At 70.8% G+C, this 5,540-nt stretch carries 5 protein-coding genes; 4 read left to right on the forward strand and 1 reads right to left on the reverse strand.

The annotated features are described in order from the left end of the window. Positions 1 to 181 precede the first annotated feature (181 nt). Positions 182 to 850, forward strand: coding sequence for a hypothetical protein (locus ACNAYW_RS24600; protein WP_415852222.1), 669 nt, complete (start codon positions 182 to 184; stop codon positions 848 to 850). 72 nt (positions 851 to 922) lie between these two features. On the opposite strand, the gene ACNAYW_RS24605 is transcribed toward ACNAYW_RS24600, so the two are convergent. Next, positions 923 to 1,504 (reverse strand): TetR/AcrR family transcriptional regulator, encoded by a 582-nt coding sequence (locus ACNAYW_RS24605; protein WP_415852223.1) that lies wholly within the window; start codon positions 1,502 to 1,504, stop codon positions 923 to 925. Between the two features lie 100 nt (positions 1,505 to 1,604). Here ACNAYW_RS24605 and ACNAYW_RS24610 point away from each other — a divergent pair, with 100 nt between their 5' ends. From ACNAYW_RS24610 to ACNAYW_RS24620, 3 genes are all read left to right on the forward strand, one after another. Beyond that, positions 1,605 to 2,636 carry an ABC transporter permease gene (locus ACNAYW_RS24610; protein ID WP_415852224.1) on the forward strand — a complete coding sequence of 344 codons (1,032 nt, stop codon included), beginning with the start codon at positions 1,605 to 1,607 and terminating at the stop codon, positions 2,634 to 2,636. A 3-nt stretch (positions 2,637 to 2,639) separates the two neighbouring features. After that, positions 2,640 to 3,896 (forward strand): pyridoxal phosphate-dependent aminotransferase, encoded by a 1,257-nt coding sequence (locus ACNAYW_RS24615; RefSeq protein WP_415852225.1) that lies wholly within the window; start codon positions 2,640 to 2,642, stop codon positions 3,894 to 3,896. 534 nt (positions 3,897 to 4,430) lie between these two features. Then, positions 4,431 to 5,540: YibE/F family protein (locus ACNAYW_RS24620; protein WP_415852226.1), on the forward strand; the 1,110-nt coding region annotated here is incomplete at its 3' end.

Consider the following 5,540-nt stretch of genomic DNA (forward strand, 5'->3'; position numbering starts at 1 on the left):
GNGCCGGAAACCGCAGCTCCTGCGGCTCCGGCACCGTCGGGCGGCAGCGACCGGACGGTGAGCACGGAGGGTGAGTCGAAGGCCAAGGGCTTCGGGATCGCGGCGGGCGCGAAGCGCCCCGGCGGCCGGAAGTGATTGGTTCACGACGAATCCCTATCGCCCATAGGGCAGGATGGTCCGCGTGCCTGAGTACGTGAGTTACGAGGAGTTCGGGCGGCGGTTCTTCGAGATCGCCGTGAACGAGGAGCGTGTGGGCTCCGCGTTCGCCGATATCGCCGGCGGTGATTTCACCGTGGGCCCGATCCCGTCGGGCCCCGGTGGGATGGCCAAGGTGTGGGCGCAGGTCGAGATCGACGAGCCGCAGCTCACCCGACAGGTGGGCGAGCTCATCACCTTCACGGTGAAGATCCCGCTGCGCATCGGCCTGCTGATCGACCTCAAGGTGGACCGGATCCGGTACGACGTGGCCGGACTCATCACGCTGCCGCTCACGGTGCGTGCCGCGGCGCCGCTGGAACTGCGCATCGAGGTGGACCCGCCGCGGCCGAAGGACGTGTGGGTCGACGTGGAATCGCGCACGATCCGCGGCTCGATCGTGCGCGTGGTCGCCAGCGTCGACTCGGAGATCCGGCGGTTCATCGCGCAGTACGTCGCCGAGGAGATCGACAAGCCGGAGATCAAGAAGGCGCGGATCATCAACGTCTCCGAGGAGCTGGGGCGCGCGTTCCACAACCTCGGCGACGACGAGGACCCGGAGGTCGCCACCCCCGCGGCCGCGCCCGCCGCCGCGCCGACGACCGAGGTCGTCGAACCCACCGAGATCCTGCCCGCACCGGGCGATCGGCTCTAGAAACCGACCGATTCCTGCGTCACGGCGCAGTATTTCGATCGTCGGCCGGAATTCGGCCGGTTTCAGGACGGGTCAGCCGGCGTCGCCGTCGACGATGCGCTGGATCGCCGCGCCGTAGGTCGCCACCAGCTCCTCGACCGCCGGCTCGACGAACAGCGGCGCACCGATCAGGTACCGCAGGAAGGCCAGCCCGAACATCGTGCTGGCGACCACCCGCGCCGTCTCGATCGTGATCCCCGAGTGTTTCGTCAGCGTCGGGATCATCACCGACGACAGGAACTCGCCGAAGGTCTTCGCCGCGCCCTCGTCCGCGTCCACCGCGGCCCGCAGCAGCGCCCGGAAGGCTTCGCTGGTCTCCGGGCCCTCCCAGACCGTGAGCGCGGCCCGGACGAGCCGCTCCCCCACGCCCTCGCGCGGCCCGTCGAGCGCGGCCGTGAAGATCGCCTCCGGGTCGACCGGCATGCTCATCACGCCCCGGAACAGGCCCTTCTTGTTGCCGTAGTAGTACGAGACCAGCGCCACGTCGACACCCGCACGCGCGGCGATGGCGCGGATCGTGGCCCGGTCGTAGCCCACCTCGGCGAAGAGCTCCCGCGCCGCCTCGAGGATGTCCGCCTTCGCGGTGCTGGTGCCCGCCCGCCTGCCCGTCGTCATGCAGCGATCCTAGCAGGATTTCAACATCTGTTGACTTCTCCCGTCGTGCGGCCGTACGCTCGGTTTCATCACACGTTGAAATACCTGGAGGTGCTCCACCATGAGCAAGTCCCACGCGAAGCTCGCCGCGGTGTTCGCCGCGCTGGCGATCGCGATCCCGCTCATCGTCCTGCTGTTCACCGGCCCCGCCTCGCACGGCAAGCCGCACGACCTGCCGATCGGCGTCGTCGGGCCGGCGGCCGCGGCGCAGCAGGTCGAGCAGCGGCTCGACGCGCAACAGCCCGACGCCTTCGCGGTGCACGCCTACGAATCCGAGGCCGCGCTGATTCAGGCCGCGAAGGACCGCGAGGTCTACGGCGGCATCGTCCCCGCGAGCCCCGCCACGCTGGGCGCGCAGCCGAAGGCGGTCGTCGCGAGCGGCGCCTCGCCCGCCGTCGCGCCGATCATCACGCAGTTGGCGACCGCGGTGGCGCAGGGGCAGAAGGTGCAGACCGTCGAGGTTGCGCCGCTGTCCGCCGACGACCCGCGCGGCGCCGGGTTCGGCTCCATCGTGATGCCCGTCTTCCTCTCCGGCATGGTGCTGGCGCTGGCCACGGTCATGATCGGCGGCCACCCGAAGATCGTCGCCGTCGCACTGCCCATCGGCGCGGCGATCATCGGCGCCGCCGCGGTGGGCGCGGCCATGTGGATCGGCGTGCTGCCCGGCGGCTTCTGGGGCCAGTGGCTCGCGATGAGCGCGGGGATGCTCGCCATCGGGTCGACCGTCGCCGGACTGGTCCAGCTGGCGGGCACCAAGGGCATCGCGCCCGCGGCGCTGCTGTTCATGCTGGTCGGCATGCCGCTGGCCGGCATCGCGATGCCGCCGGAGTTCCTGCCGCACGTCTGGGCGGTGCTGGGCCAGAGCCTGCCGATCGGCGCCACCGGCACGGCCCTGCGCAGCGCGGCGTTCTTCGCCGACGGCTCGCTCCTCGGCGCCGGCGCCGGAGCGGCGTTCGCGGTCCTCGGCGCCTGGATCGTCGTCGGCTACGCCCTGCTCGTGATCGGCGCGGCCAAGCACCGGGCGGCGGGGGCGGCACCGTCGGACAAGACCGAGGTGAGCGAAAAGGATTTGCCGCAACCTGCGACGATATAGCCCATGAGCCGACCGCATGTGCCCCACATCCGCACCGAACTCAAGCCGCTCGAGCAGTCCGCCAAGCTGCAGAACGTGCTGTACGAGATCCGCGGACCCGTGGTGGCACAGGCGGCTCGGCTCGAGGCGCAGGGGCACCGCATCCTCAAGCTGAACATCGGCAACCCGGCGACCTTCGGCTTCGAGGCGCCGGACTCCATCGTCCGCGACATGATCCACGCCCTGCCCACCTCGCAGGGCTACAGCGAGTCCCAGGGCATCGCCTCCGCGCGACGGGCCGTGGTGACCCGGTACGAGGAGGTCCAGGACTTCCCGTACTTCGACATCGGCGACGTGTACCTCGGCAACGGGGTCTCGGAGCTCATCACCATGACGCTGCAGGCGCTGCTGAACAACGGCGACGAGGTGCTCATCCCCGCGCCCGACTACCCCCTGTGGACGGCCATGACGAGCCTGTCCGGCGGCACCCCGGTGCACTACCTGTGCGACGAGGACAACGGCTGGAACCCGTCGGTCGAGGACATCGAGGCGAAGATCACACCGCGCACCAAGGCGATCGTCGTGATCAACCCGAACAACCCGACGGGCGCCGTCTACTCGCGCGAGACGCTGCAGCAGATCGTGGAGGTGGCGCGCAAGCATTCGCTGCTGGTGCTGGCCGACGAGATCTACGACCGCATCCTCTACGACGGCGCCCAGCACATCTCCATCGCCGAGCTCGCCCCGGACCTGCTCGTCTGCACCTTCAACGGCCTGTCCAAGGCCTACCGCGTATGCGGCTACCGCGCCGGCTGGATGGTGCTCACCGGGCCCAAGGACCACGCCTCCGGCTTCATCGAGGGACTGACCCTCCTGGCGTCGACGCGCCTGTGCCCCAACGTCCCCGCGCAGCACGCGATCCAGGTGGCGCTCGGCGGCTACCAGTCGATCAACGACCTGATCCTGCCCGGCGGGCGGCTGCTCGAGCAGCGCGACGTGGCCTTCGAGAAGCTCAACGCCATCGACGGGGTGAGCTGCGTCAAGCCGAAGGGCGCCCTCTACGCCTTCCCCAAACTGGACCCCGGCGTGCACGAGATCCGCGACGACGAGCAGATGGTGCTCGACCTGCTCAACCAGGAGAAGATCCTCCTGGTGCAGGGCACCGGCTTCAACTGGCCCACGCCCGACCACCTCCGCGTCGTCACCCTCCCCTGGGCGCGCGACCTCGCCGAGGCCCTCGATCGTTTCGGCAACTTCCTGAGTTCCTACAAGCAGAAGTAGGGTGTCGGCGTGACAGCCGACCACGACCACGACGTGCACGACGACGCCGCAGCGCACGTGCACAGCCACTCGCTGACCAACATCTCCCTCGGGAGATGGGCGTCGCGGGTCGTGGTCGGCCTGCTCGCCGTGATCGGCGTCCTCGTCGTGGCGGGCGTGATCCTGCTCTGGCCGTCCCAGATCCGCGTCAGCGTGCCGTCCGGGCCGCAGACGCCGACGCTGGCGAAGGGCGAGGTCTCCGAGCAGCTGGTCGGCAACTGCGACTTCTCCCCGTCCGGGAACGGGCAGCTCAGCGACACCGAGCCGCATCCGGTGCTCAACGCCGACGGCGGCTGCCTCAACAGCTCCGTCAAGATCACCAGCGGCCCGGACGCCGGCAAATGGACGATGTTCTCCATCGGCACGCAGCGGATGAACGTCTCCGCCGTGCCGGGCAAGGCCTCGCCGGACGCGGCACCGTCGGGCATCGACACGTCCCGTCCGGCCACCCCCGGCACCGGGCAGCCCGACCTCGCGCCCGGCACGAAGATCATGATGAGCTGGAACGGCGGCGGCGTGGCGGGCTCGCCGTCGAACTACGCCTTCTACGACTACGCGCGCGGCGTCTCGCTGTGGGTGTGGGGCCTGGTGTTCGCGGCCGTCGTGATCGCGGTGGCGCAGTGGCGCGGCCTGCGGGCCCTGCTCGGCCTCGCGCTGTCGGGCGTGGTGATCGTCTTCTTCGCACTGCCCTCCATCCTCGACGGGCACTCGGCCGTGTGGGTGGCACTGGTCGCGTCGGCGGTGATCCTCTACCTGGTGCTGTACCTGGCACACGGCGTCTCGCTGCGCACCTCGGCGGCGTTGTTGGGGACGCTGTGTTCGCTCGCGGTGTGTGGGGTGCTGGCCTGGCTCGCGACCGCGACGACCCAGGTCACGGGCCTGAGCAGTGAGGACACCACCAACCTGCAGGCGTACGCCGCGACGGTATCGACCTCGGGCGTGCTGCTCGCGGGCTTCGTCATCGGCGCGCTGGGCGTGCTCAACGACGTGACGATCACGCAGTCCTCGGCGACCTTCGAGCTCGCGAAGCTCTCACCGAAGTCCTCGCGGCGCCGCACCTTCCTCTCCGCGATGCGCGTGGGCCGCGACCACATCGCGTCCACGGTGTACACCCTGGTGTTCGCGTACGTCGGCACCGCGCTGCCGCTGCTGCTGCTCTTCTCCATCGCGGGGCGGCCGCTGGGACAGGTGCTGACCTCGGACTCGGTGGCGATCGAGCTGGTCCGCGCCTTCGTCGGCGGCATCGGCCTCGCCCTGTCCGTGCCGCTCACCACCGCCATCGCCACGCTGCTCGCCAAGCCGAAGCGGGTGGCCGTGAGCGCCCAGGCCGCGCAGCGCTACACCGCGAGCCACCCCGACGCCGATCCGTCGGAGATCCGGGTGCGCGAGCGTCGCGCGGCGGCCCGGACCGCGGCGCCCGCCGCATCGTCCGACGGTGCCGCCGGCGCGCCCCCGGCACGCCGGGCCGCGGCCGAGCGACCCGACGAGAGCGCCGCGGATAGCGCGGCCGCCCCCGCGAGCCCGGCGCAGCCCGCGAGCGGGCGGTCGCCGACCGCGCCGCCGACGGGGCAGTTCCCCGTCGCGTCGCGCCCCGCGGCACCCNGC

It is taken from the genome of Tsukamurella ocularis (assembly GCF_965138335.1).
Classification (GTDB): Bacteria; Actinomycetota; Actinomycetes; order Mycobacteriales; family Mycobacteriaceae; genus Tsukamurella; species Tsukamurella ocularis_A.

What these genes read in the sequence shown, in the direction of transcription:
- ACNAYW_RS24605 (WP_415852223.1), bottom strand. Translation starts at nt 1,504, where the DNA reads ATGACGACGGGCAGGCGGGCGGGCACCAGCACCGCGAAGGCGGACATC.
- ACNAYW_RS24615 (WP_415852225.1), top strand. Translation starts at nt 2,640, where the DNA reads ATGAGCCGACCGCATGTGCCCCACATCCGCACCGAACTCAAGCCGCTC.
- ACNAYW_RS24610 (WP_415852224.1), top strand. Translation starts at nt 1,605, where the DNA reads ATGAGCAAGTCCCACGCGAAGCTCGCCGCGGTGTTCGCCGCGCTGGCG.